At 69.8% G+C, this 14,244-nt stretch carries 12 protein-coding genes; 6 read left to right on the forward strand and 6 right to left on the reverse strand.

Annotated elements, in window-relative coordinates:
* Positions 1 to 3: 3 nt before the first annotated feature.
* Positions 4 to 429, reverse strand: coding sequence for a SufE family protein (locus AC1U89_RS02955; RefSeq protein ID WP_479898174.1), 426 nt, complete (start codon positions 427 to 429; stop codon positions 4 to 6).
* A gap of 38 nt (positions 430 to 467) precedes the next feature.
* Positions 468 to 1,334, reverse strand: a complete 867-nt coding sequence (locus AC1U89_RS02960) for a sensor histidine kinase (protein WP_479898175.1) — start codon at positions 1,332 to 1,334, stop codon at positions 468 to 470.
* 187 nt (positions 1,335 to 1,521) lie between these two features.
* Between AC1U89_RS02960 and divJ the strand changes: the two genes are divergently transcribed.
* Positions 1,522 to 3,273: a cell cycle sensor histidine kinase DivJ gene (divJ, locus tag AC1U89_RS02965; protein WP_479898176.1), complete on the forward strand. Its 1,752-nt coding sequence runs from the start codon at positions 1,522 to 1,524 to the stop codon at positions 3,271 to 3,273.
* Positions 3,274 to 3,416: 143 nt separating this feature from the next.
* Here the strand turns inward: divJ and AC1U89_RS02970 are convergent, their stop codons facing one another.
* On the reverse strand, positions 3,417 to 4,283 hold the full coding sequence (locus AC1U89_RS02970) for a hypothetical protein (RefSeq protein WP_479898177.1): 867 nt from the start codon (positions 4,281 to 4,283) through the stop codon (positions 3,417 to 3,419).
* Positions 4,284 to 4,460: 177 nt separating this feature from the next.
* Between AC1U89_RS02970 and AC1U89_RS02975 the strand changes: the two genes are divergently transcribed.
* Positions 4,461 to 4,799 carry a DUF1491 family protein gene (locus AC1U89_RS02975; protein WP_479898178.1) on the forward strand — a complete coding sequence of 113 codons (339 nt, stop codon included), beginning with the start codon at positions 4,461 to 4,463 and terminating at the stop codon, positions 4,797 to 4,799.
* A 198-nt stretch (positions 4,800 to 4,997) separates the two neighbouring features.
* On the opposite strand, the gene AC1U89_RS02980 is transcribed toward AC1U89_RS02975, so the two are convergent.
* Positions 4,998 to 5,741 (reverse strand): 2OG-Fe dioxygenase family protein, encoded by a 744-nt coding sequence (locus AC1U89_RS02980; protein ID WP_479898179.1) that lies wholly within the window; start codon positions 5,739 to 5,741, stop codon positions 4,998 to 5,000.
* Between the two features lie 208 nt (positions 5,742 to 5,949).
* On the opposite strand from AC1U89_RS02980, the gene AC1U89_RS02985 reads away from it, so the two are divergent.
* Positions 5,950 to 6,330 (forward strand): hypothetical protein, encoded by a 381-nt coding sequence (locus tag AC1U89_RS02985; RefSeq protein WP_479898180.1) that lies wholly within the window; start codon positions 5,950 to 5,952, stop codon positions 6,328 to 6,330.
* A gap of 58 nt (positions 6,331 to 6,388) precedes the next feature.
* Here AC1U89_RS02985 and AC1U89_RS02990 read toward each other — a convergent pair whose 3' ends face one another.
* On the reverse strand, positions 6,389 to 6,532 hold the full coding sequence (locus AC1U89_RS02990; protein WP_479898181.1) for a hypothetical protein: 144 nt from the start codon (positions 6,530 to 6,532) through the stop codon (positions 6,389 to 6,391).
* Between the two features lie 260 nt (positions 6,533 to 6,792).
* Here AC1U89_RS02990 and AC1U89_RS02995 point away from each other — a divergent pair, with 260 nt between their 5' ends.
* From AC1U89_RS02995 to AC1U89_RS03005, 3 genes are read left to right on the forward strand one after another with little or no spacing between them, the layout of a single operon-like run.
* Positions 6,793 to 8,283, forward strand: coding sequence for a DUF1570 domain-containing protein (locus AC1U89_RS02995; RefSeq protein ID WP_479898182.1), 1,491 nt, complete (start codon positions 6,793 to 6,795; stop codon positions 8,281 to 8,283).
* A gap of 58 nt (positions 8,284 to 8,341) precedes the next feature.
* A complete protein-coding gene (locus tag AC1U89_RS03000) occupies positions 8,342 to 9,826 on the forward strand; it encodes a DUF1570 domain-containing protein (protein WP_479898183.1) in 1,485 nt (494 codons plus the stop codon).
* A gap of 9 nt (positions 9,827 to 9,835) precedes the next feature.
* Complete coding sequence (locus tag AC1U89_RS03005; RefSeq protein WP_479898184.1) at positions 9,836 to 11,437, forward strand: peptide chain release factor 3; 1,602 nt, start codon at positions 9,836 to 9,838, stop codon at positions 11,435 to 11,437.
* Positions 11,438 to 11,463: 26 nt separating this feature from the next.
* Here the strand turns inward: AC1U89_RS03005 and AC1U89_RS03010 are convergent, their stop codons facing one another.
* Positions 11,464 to 14,112, reverse strand: a complete 2,649-nt coding sequence (locus AC1U89_RS03010; protein WP_479898186.1) for a hypothetical protein — start codon at positions 14,110 to 14,112, stop codon at positions 11,464 to 11,466.
* Positions 14,113 to 14,244: the final 132 nt, after the last annotated feature.

Raw genomic sequence — 14,244 nt, forward strand, 5'->3', positions numbered from 1 at the left:
GCCTTATCCCGCCAGCGCTCCGGCGTCGCGCTGGATCCGGGCCACCATCGCCTTCAGCCCGTTCGACCGCTGCGACGACAACGCCTCCGACAGACCCAGCCGGGCCATGGCCGCCGCCGCGTCGAAATCGACGATGTCCCGCGCCGGGCGGCCCGAATAGAGCCGCATCAGGATGGCGATCAGGCCGCTGACGATGTGGGCGTCGCTGTCGCCCCGGAACAGAATCGTGCCGTCGGCCTGCGGCTCGGTCACCAGCCACACCTGGCTGGCGCAGCCGCGCACCTTGTTGGCGTCGGAATGCTCGGCCTCGCTCAGCGGGGCCAGCTCCTTGCCCAGCTCGATCACGTAGCGATAGCGCTCTTCCCAGTCGCCGAGCAGTTCGAACTCGTCGGCCAGTTCGTCGAGGGCGGCGTCGATGGGGCGTTGCATGGCGGGGACTTAATGCCCCACGGCCGAAAGGGGAAGGCCTAAGGCCGCGCCCTGGCCAGCGAATGCCGCGCCGAGGCTTCCGGCAAGGTGACGATGGCGGTGAAGCCGTGGCCCGGGGTCGACTTCAGGCGAAGGCTGCCGTCCATGGCCCGGGTCAGCAGGTCGACGATCGGCAGGCCCAGGCCCGCGCCTTCCGACTCCCGGGTCAGGGTGGCGCCGCCCTGTTCGAACGGGCGGATCAGGCGCGGCAGGTCGGCCGGGTCGACGCCCTCGCCGTGGTCGCGGATCTGGATCTCGACCTGGCCGCCGCCCGTCTGCTGGGCCTCGATCACCACCAGCCCGCCCTGCGGCGAGTGGGTGAGGGCGTTCTGCAGCAGGTTGGTCAGGATGGTGCGCAGGCCGCGGCCGTCGGCGCGCAGGCAGGGCAGGGTCCCGACCTCGGGCGCGACGATGCTGACCCCACGCGTTGCGGCCTCGCTGCGCAGCTGCAGGATCACGTCCTCGACCGCGTCGTCCAGGCTCTCCTCGCCCAGGTCCAGGTCGGTGACGTGGCCTTCCAGGCGGGCGATCTCGACGATCTGGTTGACCAGCCGCAGCAGCTTCAGGCCGCTCTCGTGCACCAGGGTGGCGTATTCCTTGTACTGCGGCGCGCCCAGGGGGCCGTACAGCTCGCAGGACAGGATCTCGGAAAAGCCGATCACCGCGTTCAGCGGGGTGCGCAGCTCGTGGCTGACCATGCGCAGGAACGAGCGTTTCTGGTCGTCCAGGGCCTGCTTGCGCCGCGCGCGCGCCGCCGCCCGCCGGAAGGCGGTGGTCTGCGACATCAGGCCGGTGTCGGCGCCGGCGCTTTCGCGCGGCGTCTCGGCATGGCCCGACGCGTCGGTGATCGCCGGAGGTGGCGGCATGAGGACTCCCGGACCTTCTGTCCGTAACTTCGATGGGCCAGAATGAACCAAGGCGCTTACGAATCCGTTTCCGTCCACAAGAAGCTCTGGCGTTAACGATCCCGTGCAGATTGTGCGGCCTTGGGAGACTCCCCCGCCCGCGTTAAGCTTTGACGACGAAGACTCACCGAAAGGGATTCTCGCGGCCTTGCCCATCGACGGCGCCCCGCTCCAGACCGGCTCCAGGCCGGGTCAGGCCTCGTCTTCGACGGGAGCCTTCGGCGCGGCGCATCTGTGGCGGCTGGGCTGGCTGGCGACCGTGATCTTCGCGACCGGCGCGGCGGCCTTCACGCCCGGCGTGGTCGGCTTCCCGGTCTGGATGGCCCTGGCGGCCGGCGCAGTCCCGGCCCTGGCGGCCCTGGCCGTCGGCGATCGGCGCGACGAGCGCCTGCAATCCCTGATCCTGGTCCTGTGGGCCACCTGCGGCGCGGGCGCGGCGGTGGTGACCGGCGGCGTCTCGGGCGCGATGAGCGCCTGGATCCTGGCCCCGGTGGCGGCCGCCTCGACCCTGTCGTCGCCGCGACGCCTGGCGGAGGGGGCCAGCCTCTCCCTGATCGGCGGCGCCGTGGCCGCCCTGACCCAGCTCTCGGGCCTGGCCCCGCCCGCGCCGACCGGACCGCTGGCCTTCATCCTGGGCTTCCTGTCGGTGGCCACCGTCGGGGTGGGCCTGGCCTCGGGCCTGATCCTCACCCACCGCCGGGCGGGCGAGCGCGACACCCGCAATGTGGGCGAGCTGAACACCCTGCAGACCCTGGTCGACGGCGCGCCGCAGCTGCTGCTGGTCGTGGCCAGCAACGGCCGCGTCAGGACCGTGCGCGGGGCCGCCCCGCGCGGCGTGGCCACCTCCAACCTCGTCAGCGAGGGCCTGGCCTCGGCCGCCGTGGCCGGCGACCGCCAGAAGGTCAGCGCCGCCCTGGCCTCGGCCCTGGACGGCGGCGAGGCCAGCGTCGCCTTCGCCCCGCTGCTGGACCCCACCCGCACCGTCTGCCTGGACCTGCGCCAGGTTTCGCCCGACCTGCTGGTCGGCGTCATGCGCGACGCCACGATCGAGCGGGCCCGCGAGACCGCCCTGCAGCAGGCCCGCGCCGAGGCCGAAGGCCTGGCCGCCGGCCGCGCCCGCTTCCTGGCCAATATGAGCCACGAGCTGCGCACGCCGCTGAACGCCATCATGGGCTTCTCCGACATCATGCGCGCGCGGATGTTCGGCCCGCTGACCGACCGCTACGGCGAATACGCCGAGCTGATCCACGAAAGCGGCCGTCACCTGCTGGACCTGATCAACGACGTGCTGGACATGTCCAAGATCGAGGCCGAGCGCTTCGAGCTGCAGCGCGGCGAGTTCGACGCCCGCGAGGCGGTGACCGCGGCCATGCGCCTGCTGCGCGTCCAGGCCGACGCGGCCGGGGTGCAGCTGCGCGGCGTGCTGCCGCCGGGCGAGTTGGAGGTCGACGCCGACCGCCGGGCCCTCAAGCAGATCGTGCTGAACCTGGTGTCCAACGCCCTGAAGTTCACCCCGCGCGGCGGCCAGGTGACGGTCACGGCCGACGGTCACGACGGCGAATTCGAGCTGGTGGTCGCCGACACCGGCGTCGGCATCAGCCCCGAGGACCTCGAGCGCCTGGGCCGTCCCTACGAACAGGCCGGCGGCGTCGACCAGCGCGCCAAGGGCACGGGCCTGGGCCTGTCGCTGGTGCGGGCCTTCGCCAAGCTGCACGGCGGCGAGATGAACATCGAAAGCCGCCTGGGCGCGGGGACCAGCGTCTCGGTCCGCATGCCGGTGCTGCTGCGCGCCTCGCGTCCGGCGATGGAGGCCCCGCTGCTGGAGCCCATGTCGCTGCCCGAGGTCGAACCGGACGAGGAACTGGGCCCGAACGTCGTGAAGTTCGCCCCGCCGCGGTAGGCGGCTCACTGACTTGCCCCCACCTGACCGCTTCGCGGTCTGTCCGCCCCCTTAGGGGGCGGAGGACGCGCGCACCTCTTCCCCCTGTGGGGGAAGACGATCGCGAAGCGATCCGTAGGGGGCAAGCGTTAGCCGCTTAGACGCTAACGCAGGAACGCCCGTCCCGCCGCGAAGTCCCCGACCTCCACATACGCTCGCCGCACGGTGTCCACGCCCGTCCGGCTGGTGAACACGAACTCCACCGTCGCCGCCTCGCGCGGGTCGAGCCGGCTCATGGCGTCGGCGGCCTCGCGGGGGAAGCGGAACGACAGGCCGGTCTTGGCGCCGGTCGGCAGCAGGGTGACGGGGGCCGTGTCGCGGGTCTCGGCGGCGAACACCCGGCTGGCGTTGCGCGGGGCGGCGTTGGCGGCCAGGCCCTTGGCGTTGCGGGCGTTCAGGTACGGTCCCTGGGTGCGCAGGGTGTCGCGCAGCACCAGGCGGGCGGCGTAGGGCTGGGCGTCGTCGGCGAAGGTCGCCACGGCCAGCATGTCGTTGGCCCGGCCCGACAGGCCGAAGACCAGCCGGTCGCGCCCGAAGCCGGCGGGCTGCGACAGCCGCCAGACCGGAATCGTCGCCGAGACCGAGCGGTCGGCCTGCCAGGTCGCCCGGTCGCCGGGATAGGTCATCCGCAGCATGGTCGAATAGCCGTCGAAGGCCTGGCGCACGCGGCCGGCGGCGGTCTGCATGTCCTTGGAGGCGCAGGCCGTGGCGCCGGCCTTGGCGCGGGCGCGCTGCTCCACAGCCTGGACCTGGACCTCGCTGGCGCCCGAACGCAGGGTCGCGCCGCGCGCCTGGGCGCGGGCGGCGTCCAGGGCCGAGCCCACGGCGGGCTTGAACAGCCGGCAGCGCGCGTCGGCCGAGGTCATCAGCGTGCGTTCGTAGAGCTGGTCGGCGGCGGTGGCGGCATGGGCCTGGCTCGACGCGCCCAGCCAGGCGGTCGAGACAAAAACTCCTAGCCACCGCGCCGTCATGACCGGCAGAGCCTTTCCCTTTCGAATGAAATTCGAAAGGGGCGAAAAGGCTCTACAGTAGGGGGACGAACGCGCGTAGGCGCGTTCGGCGGTCCTTCTTGACGTCATAATCTCGTATTCTGCGAGAGCGGTTTCAGCAGGCACCCTTAGGGCGCCGAGGTTGCGGTTCGGTTAGCGATGCTTCTTTCGACGGATATCTGGGTCGGGGCGCTGATCCGCCGCGCCGAACTGGGCGGGGCCTTCGCCACGGTGGCGCGCAAGGGCGACCCGCGGGCCGGCGCCGTGCTGGTCAAGGCCGTGGACCGCCGCGCCAACACCGCCAAGCTCTACAGCGAGGCCACGCGCGGCGACGGCGAGCGCTTCTGGATGCAGCCGGTGCGTTCCGACTTCGAGCCGGACCTGGACGCCTATGCCGAGCGCGCCGCGCGGATCGACCCGGACATCTGGGTGATCGAGATCGAGGACCGCGAGGGCCGGCATTTCCTGACCGAGCCGGTGGAGGCGGAGAAGGGGTAAGGGCTTAACGTCCGCCACGCTCTCCAAACCATCGTCATCCCGGGCCTTGTGCCCGGGGCCCCTTTATCCGCCGCAGGTGCTGAGGGGTGGCGCGCGGGCGCGCCAAAGCGCTTCACGTGCGAACTGAACCAGGGGTCCCGGGCACAAGGCCCGGGATGACGGTTCTGTTTGGGAAGCGAAGTCCGGCCCGCTTCGCCCTCACTCCCGCCGGAACGTCGCCACCAGCACGTCTCGCCGCGCCGGAGCGCCCGGCTCCAGCGGGTGGATGGCCGTCACGCCGTGCAGCACGCGGTGGTCGTCCAGGAAGACGGTGTCGCGGGGTTGTTCCAGGGTGAACGCCCCCAGGCGCGCGCCGTCGCCCGAGTAGATGTCGGTGACGCCGCTGGCCACGTTGCAGCGCTCGACCAGCATGACGATCACCCAGTCGACGCCGTCGCGGTGCGCGCCTTCGGGTGTGGGCTGGCCGGCCTCGCCGTCGCCGGCCTCGATGCGGAACTGGTGCAGCTCCACGTGCCAGCGGGCGGGCGGATCGGCCGTCAGGGGATGGAACAGCGCCAGGCCCTGGGCCAGCACGGCCCGGGTCACCGGGTGGTCGGCGACGGCGTCGGTGATCGGCTCGAACCAGCGCTGCACCCCGCCGTTCAGGCTGTTGTAGTCGCGGCTCTGGTAGTGGGGCTGATGCGGCTTGCGCGCGACGCCGCTTTCAGGGGACGCCGAGAACGCCGCGAACCGCCGCCGCCGGTAGCGGCCGCCGTCGGCCATGAAGCGGTCCAGTCCCAGGTCGTTCCAGCTATCGGCGAAGCTGTCCCACCCGGCCACGGCCTCGGGACCCAGCAGGGCGTCGGCCTCGGCCGGGGGCACGCGGCGGAAGCCCGTGTCCCTCAGGTCGGCGGCGATGTCGCGCGCCAGGGCGACGGAGGCGGTCGTGTCGGACGGGATCAAGCTTGGCCTCCGGCGGGACGAGCCTTCCAGATGGGGCGCGAAGGCCGCCGCGCCAAGCCTTCTTCCGTGTCCAGAGGGTTATCCAGGAATCCCAAATCTTACCCCGTTAACCCTGCTCCTAAACCTGACCGAAAGCACGATGCGGCAGGGTGACGCACGTCTCCCCGACGAATCTCATCAGCCGCCGCGAGGCCCCGGCAAGGTTCCTATGCTCTTCCTGCTCAACGACGTCGTTCTCAGCCTCGACGCGGCCGAACTGGCCCCGCCGCTCACCAGCGAACGTTTCGCCAAGGTGTCGCTGAACTATGTCGCCAAGCTGGGCCAGGAACTGTACGCGGCCGAGCCGCTGCTGCACCACAAGGACCTCGAGAAGGCCCAGCGCCTGGCCGCCCTGATCATCGCCAAGCAGCCCACCGTCAACGCGGCCCTGTTCATCGCGCCGTCGCGCGGTTGCCTGGTCGAGCAGGTGCAGGTGCGCTATGCGCAGCTGAGTCCGGAGATCATGGGGGCGCTGTTCTCGCGCCAGAAAGCCGGCATCCTGACCAACCTGGAAGCCGACCGGCACGTGTGGCGGCGTCTGGCGGCCTGACCGCCGCGCGTCATCCCGCGCCCTGGGGGCCTCGTTCCGGCCCGGGTGTTCTGGTCGCCTAGAGGAAGGCGATCAGGCTGAACAGCCAGCTCAGGATCATCGCCACGATCACCAGGCCGGCGAACGCGACGCCGAAGCAGAGGGCGTTGCCTTGAGGGGTGCAGGCGCCGCGCTGATGGCGGGGCTCGTGGACCATAGCCATTGTCGTTTCCTCGCTCGTGGTCGCTCCTCTGACGGAAGCTGTCCACAGTAACGTGAGCATGACTCCAAAACCCCGCACTGACTAGGGTTGTTCCCGGATTTTCAGAAGTTCGGTATGGGCCACGATGTCGCGGCGTCGGGGTGACCCGGAGTCACCCTTGCGCCTGGTAGCGCTCACCGATTAGTTTCGACGTCAAGTTGTGAGGAGGCGTGTTCTTGGGGGGATATCGAGGGGGACGGCGCGGTGCGTCGGCGCTGGCCATGGCCGGCGTGCTGGCGGCCGGAGTCCTGGCGGCGGGGTCGTCGGCGCGGGCCGAATGGCTGCGGGCCGAAAGCGATCACTTCGTGATCTACGGCCGCAGCGAGAAGTCGGTGCGCGAATACGCGACCCAGCTGGAGGACTTCGATTCCCTGCTGCGTCGCCTGCACGGCCGTCCCAAGGACGAGGTCACGCCCCGCAAGCTGCCGGTCTATCTGGTCTCGGGCCTGGGACAGCTGAAGCGCGTGCTGCCCGACGCCAGGGAGGGCATGGCCGGGGTCTATCTGTCGTCGGTGCCCGAGGTCTTCGTGGTGGCGATCCGCGACGGCGGGGGCGAGGCCGACCAGAACAAGGGCGACGACACGGTGCTGCACGAATACGTGCACCACTTCATGCTGCAGTACTATCCCAGCGCCTATCCGGCCTGGCTGGTCGAGGGCTACGCCGAATATTACATGACCGCCGACCTGGCCAAGTCGCGCATGGTGGTGGGCGGGGTGAACAGCGGGCGGGCCTACAGCCTGACCGAGCCGGGCGGCTGGATCCCGATGCAGGACGTGCTTGGCAAGCGCCCCGGCGCCCTGAAGGAGCGCGAGGTCTACGCCTACTACGCCCAGGCCTGGCTGCTGACCCACTACATCCTGTCCGATCCCGAGCGGCACAAGCTGCTGGCGCCGTATCTGGAGGCGGTGCGCGGCGGCGACGATCCGGTGAAGGCCTGGAAGAAGGTCTATGGCGACGAGCCGGATGAGCTGCGCCGCAAGCTGCGGATTTATATGAGCAAGCCGATCCCGGCGGGCGCGCTGACGCGCACGGCGGCGGCGGACCCGGTCATCACCGTGACCCACCTCTCGCCCGGCGCCGACGACCTGCTGCTGGAGGGCCAGCGGCTGAAGCTGGGCGTGGCGAAGGACGATCAGGCCGAGACCCTGCGCGACATCCGCGCGGCCGCCGCCAAGCGGCCGAGCGACCGGTTCAGCCAGCTGGTCCTGGCCCGGGCCGAGACGACGTTCGGCGACCGCAAAGCCGGCGAGACGATCCTGAACGCGCTGCTGACCGCCAATCCCAAGGACGAGGAAGCCCTGATCGCCCTGGGCGAAAGCCGCCTGGCCGCCGGGGAGGACGACCCGGCCCAGCGCGAGGCCGACTTCGCCCAGGCCGGCAAGCTGTTCGCCCGGGCCTTCAAGATCAATCCGGACAATCCCGAGACCCTGCACGGCTATGTCGAGGCCCACAGCCTGGAGCCGATGACCGACGCCCTGGCCGACATCCGGGTGCGGGCGGTGGTCCTGGCGCCCCAGGTCGGCCATCTGCGCCTGGACGCCGCCCACGCCCTGATCGAGGTCAAGGACACGGCCATGGCCAAGCTGGTGCTGACGCCGCTGGCCAGCAATCCGCACGGCGGCGGCGAGGTCGAGGCGGCCCAGGCCCTGCTCAAGACCATCGATCCCAAGGCCGCCGACTCCGAGAAGGCGCTGGCGCCGGCGCCCTAGGACTGTTCTCAAAATTCAGCTTCGTTTAGCGTGACGGCTTGGTTCGGGGGTGTTTGTCGTGAAGTTTTCTGGGTGCGCCCGCATCGTGTCGGGTGTTGTGCTGCTGGCCGCCGCCCTGGCCGGCCCGGCCTGGGCGGGCGAGACCTGGACCAAGGCCGAGACCCGCCATTTCATCGTCTACAGCGACGGCGACGTCAGCGCCCTGCGCAAGTCGGCCGAAACCCTCGAGTCGTTCGATGACCTGTTCTGGACCCTGTACGGCCTCGAGCCGCCCAGCGAGCCCGAAGCCAAGCTGAAGGTCTACATGGTGGGCAGCGTCGGCGACCTGCGTCGGGTCTCGCCGGACATCGGGCCCAATGTCGCGGGCTTTTACCTGGCCTCGCCCGACGAGACCTTCGCCGTGTCGCTCCGGGGCGCGGGCCAGACGGTGCTGCAGCACGAATATGTCCACCACCTGATGCTGCGGCACTTTCCGGCGGTCTATCCGGCCTGGTTCGTCGAGGGCTACGCCGAGTACCTGATGACCGCCGACATCAAGGGCAAGAGCGCCGACGTCGGCAAACCCGACGAGGGACGTCAGTACGACCTGACGAACAACAAGTGGCTGCCTTGGGCGGACGTGCTGAGCGAAGAGGTTTCGGGCATTTCCGAAACCAAGCGCTTCCAGTTCTACGCCCAGGCCTGGCTGCTGACGCACTATTTCCTTAGCGAGCCGGCGCGTATGCCGCAGTTCCAGGCTTATATCGCCGCGATCTCGAACGGCGAGAAGTCGGTCGACGCCATGACCAAGGCCACCGGCCTGACGCCCCAGGCGTTCGACAAGACGCTGCGTCTCTACTACGCCGGCCGGGCTCACTACCGCGAGATCGACCGCTCCAAGCGCCCCAAGCCCGAGGTCGTCGTCACGCCGATGCCGCCCTCGGCCGAGCTGATGCTCGAGGACCTGGACGTGCGCACGGGCGTGCCCGACGACTCCAAGGTCGCGCTGCTGGCCGACATCCGCGCCCGGGCAGCCCGCTATCCCGGCGACGCCTTCGCCCAGGTCGCGCTGGCCCGCGCCGAAATCGTGCTGGGCGATCCCACCGTCGGCGCGGCCATCCTCAAGAAGCGGCTGGCCGCCGATCCGCGCGACGTCGAGGCCCTGGCGCTGGAGGCCCAGCGCCTGGTGGCGGCCGGCGACGCCGACCCCGCCCACCAGCAGGCCGACTACGACCAGGCCGGGGCGCTGCTGGCCCAGGCCTTCAAGCTGGACCCGACGCGCTACCAGACCCTCTACGCCTTCGCCGAGACCCGCCGGCTTGACCCGCACTATCCGTCGGACAACGCCCTCCAGGCGCTGCTGATCTCGTTCAAGCAGGCGCCGCAGGTGGCGACGATCCGCCTGGAAACGGCGCGCGCCCTGATCGCGCGCGGCAAGAAGGCCGAGGCCAAGGCCCTGCTGCAGCCCCTGGTCAATGATCCCCACGGCGGCGGCGCCGCCGAGGCGGCCAAGGCCCAGCTCAAGTCCATCGAAGAGGGTGACAAGGCGGCCTCGGGGAGCTAACCCCCGGGGATGAGCACCTCCCTCGCCCTCGAGGCCGCCCGTCGGCGCACCTTCGCCATCATCAGCCACCCCGACGCCGGCAAGACCACCCTGACCGAGAACCTGCTGCTGGCCGGCGGGGCCATCCGCGCGGCCGGCGCCGTGCGCGCCCGCGGCCAGGCCCGCCGCACCCAGTCCGACTGGATGAAGATCGAGCGCGAGCGCGGGATCTCGGTGTCGGCCAGCGTCATGACGTTCGACCACGACGGCCTGATGTTCAACCTGCTGGACACCCCGGGCCACGAGGACTTCTCGGAAGACACCTACCGCACCCTGACCGCCGCCGACGCGGCCATCATGGTGCTGGACGCCGCCAAGGGCATCGAGCCCCAGACCCTGAAGCTGTTCGAGGTGTGCCGCCTGCGCGACATCCCGATCATCACCTTCATCAACAAGATGGACCGCGAGGCCCAGGACCCGTTCGAACTGCTGGACGAGGTCTCGTCGAAGCTGGCCCTGGACCCCGCGCCGCTCTACTGGCCGGCCGGCTCGGGCGGGCGCTTCAAGGGCATGCTGGACCTGCGCGGCCAGAAGTTCATCCCCTACGCCAAGAAGAGCTCGACCGACGAGGAGGGCCATCCCGATGCGGTGGCCCTGAAGTCGAACGCCGTGGTGCAGTACCTCGACCCCGAGGAACTGGCCGAGGTGGAGGAGGGCGCCATGCTGGTGTCCGAGGCCGCCAAGCCGTTCGACGTGCAGTCGTTCCTGGAAGGCCACATGACGCCGGTGTTCTTCGGCTCGGCCCTGCGCCATTTCGGCGTCAACGAGCTGCTGGCCGGCATCGGCAGCTACGCCCCCGCGCCGCATCCGGCCAAGGTCAGCAAGGGCGGCGTCGACACCCACGTGGCCCCCGGCGACAGCGAGGTCTCGGGCTTCGTGTTCAAGGTCCAGGCCAACATGGACCCCAATCACCGCGACCGGATCGCCTTCCTGCGCCTGACCAGCGGCCGCTTCACGCGCGGCATGAAGCTGAAGGCCCAGAACACCGGCAAGGCCATGAGCGTCAACGCGCCGATCATGTTCTTCGCCAGCGACCGCGAACTGGCCGAGGACGCCTTCGCCGGCGACGTGATCGGCATTCCCAACCACGGCGTGCTGCGCGTGGGCGACAGCCTGTCGGAGAGCGGGACCCTGCGCTTCGCCGGCCTGCCCAACTTCGCCCCGGAAATCCTGCGCCGCGTGCGCGTGAAGGACCCGCTGAAGGCCAAGCACCTGAAGAAGGCGCTGGAGGGCCTGGCCGAGGAGGGGGTGACCCAGCTGTTCCGCCCTATGATCGGCAGCTCCGACTTCATCGTCGGCGCCGTGGGCCAGCTGCAGTTCGAGGTCATGGCCGACCGCCTGGGCAACGAATACGCCCTGGACGTGATCTTCGAAGCCGCCCCCTACGCCGAGGCCCGCTGGATCAGCGGCGACCGCGCCGACGTCGAGGACTTCACCAACAAGCACCGCTCGGCCATGGCCCACGACATCGACGAACAGCCGGTGTTCCTGGGGAAGTCGTCCTGGGAGATCGGCTATGTGGCCGAACGCTTCCCGAAGGTGCGGTTCGAGCGGACGAAGGAGCGGGGGTAGGGGGGCAGTCGTCTGACCCCGTTTCTTCAGCCTTCGGCCTGCCGTCTCAAGATGCCTGAAATGGTCAGGATCGTCAGGGACGAGACGATCCAGCCCAGCATCGAATAGCTGGCCAGGGCGGCGCGCCAGGGCCAGGCGTCGGCCCGCGTGGTCACCGCGCACTTGCTCTCCTGGCGCAGGTCCAGCGCCGGCACGAACACGTCCAGGGCATAGACGATGGGCTCGATCTGCGCCCCGCAGTCCAGCTCGCTGGTCGTCGCGCCGCTGCCGCCGGGCGCGTCGAAGCGGGCTTCCTTGTCGACCGCGACCGGATTGACGGGCATGGCGTCGACGACCAGGACCGACGGGATTGCCGTCGGCAGACGAGAGACGAAGGGCGCGACGGGCGGAGGCTTGTGGGGATCCAGCCCGTTGTCGGCCACGTAGACGCCGATCGAGCCGACCAGGATGAAAGCCAGGAACACGTTGATGGCCCGCACGGGGCTCATGCCGTAGTCGAACAGCAGGCCGTAGCACCAAAGGGCGGGGCGCAGCAGGACGAATGTCTTGAGCTTGCGCTCCAGGTCCAGCCGGGCCCGGGCGATCCGACGGGCTTCGGCATAGAGGCCTTCCCCCCGGAAGTAGCGGGCCAGCCGTTCGTAGGGCTCGGGGCGGTATTCCTCGGGCCGGGGCTTGCGGTCCTTGTACTGTCGCCCCAGCCACTGGATGCGCCCCTCCGCCAGGGTGGGCGCGATCCGCCATTCGCGGAAGCAGACGATGGCGATGGTCAGGGCGAGCGCGGCCAGGCCGTAGAGCGGAAGGGCCGTCCGCTTGGTGTCGAACGCCAGGAGCGCGATCTCGCCCAGGATCAGGACCAGCGGCGCGAAGGTCGCCACCGATTGCGGCAGCCATCGCTGCAGCACCTCTTGAAGCTCGAATATTGGCAGCTTGCGGTCGTCGGGGGGCGAGGGCGAGGGCAGGCGCTCGGCATCGGCCAGGCGACCGTAGGCGAAGCCCTCCATGTCGATCTTGCAGCAGGCGACGCCGCTTCCCCCGGAATCATCCAGCGTGCCCACCCGCGCGAAACTCAGATCGAGCTTGGCCGGGGAAACTGGCCGGGGCGCGAACAGCGCTCGCCAGTCCTGTTCCCTCAGCTTTTGGACGCCGTCCCGGAGGCCCTGAAGGAAGGACAATTTCTTCTTGGACTCAACCGGTGACGCCAGGGCCAGGAGCAGCCGATCCTCGATCTCGGCCTGTTCAAGACTGATGGCGCCGTCCGTGAGGCTGGCTCGGATCTCGAGGTTGCCGCGCACTTTCGCGTGCCCGAAATTCAGCTGCTCGACCTTGACCTGTGGTGGAAGCATGATGTCGACATGCCCGCCAACCTCCAGTTGGGCGGCCCTAAGAAAATGAATGTGGGCCCCCTGCATTTGGAGGTCGCATTCGATTTCGGCTCCAACCAGGTTTGCTCGGCCCAGAACTTCGAACGGCATGGTCGGATCGTGCTGGGACAGGAAGGCGCTGCCCGCGATCTCCGCGCCCTGGATGTTGAAGTCGCCCTTCATCTGGGCGCCGACCATGTAGAGATTACCCGTGATCTGCGCGCCGGCCAGGTTGATGAGGCCGTCGGCTCGCGGTCGCAACGGCCGTTTCCACAGGGCGGCCTTGTCTCTCCAGATGCCGAGCCTGAACTCGCCGCCGGTCACCAGATTGGGAGCGACGATTCCGGATTCCAGAAGCGCGCCATCGGCCTCGAAATTGCGGCCGACCTTGGTGGTGTGCAAATAGATATCGCCCTTGGCCCTGAAGGGCAGGCCCTCCTCCTTGCCGTTGATGCGGCCTTTCCAGCAGCGAAGGAACGCGTCGCCGCCGATGTCGCAGTTGCTGACGATGACTTCGCCCCGCACGTCGGCGCCCGACATGTCGAACGTTCCGCGAATCCGGGCTCCAAGCAGCCATATGTTGCCGTTCGCGGTGAAAGGCTGGGCGTCCTGGCCCTGAGCGTTGAAGGGGCGAAGCGCGAGAATGCCGCCGATATCGCCGCCTTGTCCTTCAAGCGCCGTTCCTTCCGAAGCGGTGATCGTTCCGCCGTCGATCCGCACGTCGCCGCCGACCTGATTGATCTTCACGCCGCCCACCGCCACGAATCCGGGGCGCAGCTCCAGGCAGTCGCGCACGTGGGCGTCGCGAAGATTGAGGGCGAAGCGGGCCAACTGGCCGCCGCGTTCCGCCGGCGTCCGCCCGCCGGCGGCCAGGCGGGCGGACGCGGCGACGATGCTGCCGTCGATCCGCGAACCTTGCAGTTCCACCCAGCAGCACGCCGCGCCTTCACAGCCGGTGCGGGCCGTGGCGGTCTCCGCGGAGAAGACGTCCGACAGGTCAAGGTCGCCATCCAGGCACAGTCCGGGCGCTTCGAGGTGGACGATGGCGCTGCCCTTCAGCGACAGGCGACGCAGCTTGCCGCCGGTCAGGCGAATGGGGCGCGGGATGTGGCAGTTCTCCAGCGCGAGGGGCGGCAGGGGCGCGCCGTCCCACGTGGCGGCGTCGCGCAGGTCCAGATCCTCATCGCCCTGCTCGACGATCGCGCCCACCAGCCGCAAGCCGCCGGGGGTGATCTCGATACGTCGGGGCGCGGCGCCCTCGGTCGTGACCACCGGCAAGCCGAAGAGCAGCCGACGCAGGGCCGCCGGGCGCACGGTCCTGGACGCCTTCGACGTCTTGCCGCTGAGGTCGCAGACCTCCCCCTCGGCCATGGCCGCGGCCAGGGCGCGTTCCGCGCCATTGAGCCTGTAGTTCGCCAATCGCCACCCCCGCGCGTTGCGAGCCTC

Source organism: Caulobacter sp. 05T431 (assembly GCF_056665975.1).